Source organism: Frankia sp. AgKG'84/4 (assembly GCF_023242965.2).
Lineage (GTDB): Bacteria > Actinomycetota > Actinomycetes > Frankiales > Frankiaceae > Frankia.
The window spans coordinates 1-783 of the sequence record NZ_JALKFU020000918.1; the positions used below are offsets into that span (position 1 = coordinate 1).

General features: G+C 75.5%; 1 protein-coding gene. It reads right to left on the reverse strand.

All coding sequences use genetic code 11. The features are described from left to right. The coding region (locus MXD58_RS26025) for an ATP-binding protein (protein WP_518478692.1) at nt 1–783 on the reverse strand (783 nt) is incomplete at both ends.

The following is a 783-nucleotide window of genomic DNA, read 5'->3' on the forward strand; positions in this document are numbered from 1 at the left end:
GCCTCGGCGAGCTGGGCGCCTTCGAGCCGCCGCCCGCGCAACCACCAGTACCAGCCCAGCGCCGAGGACATCCGCACCGCCGTGGCCGCGTCGCCGGCGGCCGTCGCCCCGCGCAGCGCCGCGTGCAGGTTGTCCTGCTCGATGGCCAGCAGCCGCAGCCACACAAGCTGGTCGCGGGTACGCAGCACGGGCTCGGCGCGTTCGGCGAGGCGCAGGAAGTGCTCCGCGTGGGCGGCCCGCAGCCACTCCCGCTCGCCGGCCTCGGCCAGGCGTCGCAGGCCGTACTCGCGGATCGTCTCCAGCTGGCGGTACCGAGGAGTGGCCGCGCCATCCTCGCTGTCACAGATCAGCAGGGACTTCTCGACGAGTGCCGTCAACAGGTCGGGCACGTCGTCGTGGACGATCCGACCGGCGCCCGGCCCGGCCCGGTCGGCGGGCGGGTCCACGCAGACCGCCCGTGCGCTGGCGACGGTCACCCCACCGGGGAAGATCGCCAACCGGCGCCAGAGCGCGCGTTCGGGCTCGTCGAGCAGATCCCAGCTCCAGGACACCACGGCGGCGAGGGTGCGGTGCCGCGGTAGGGCCGTGCGGCTGCCCGAGTTCAGCAGGCGGAAACGGTCGTCCAGGCGGGCGGCGACCTGCTCGGGGGTCATCGCCCGCAACCGTGCGGCGGCCAGCTCGATCGCCAGCGGCATTCCATCAAGCGCCCGGCAGATCCGCACGACCGCCGCGATCTGGCGCTCCCCCGCCTCGTCCGCCGCGGCGTCCGCGGGCGGCCCGCCG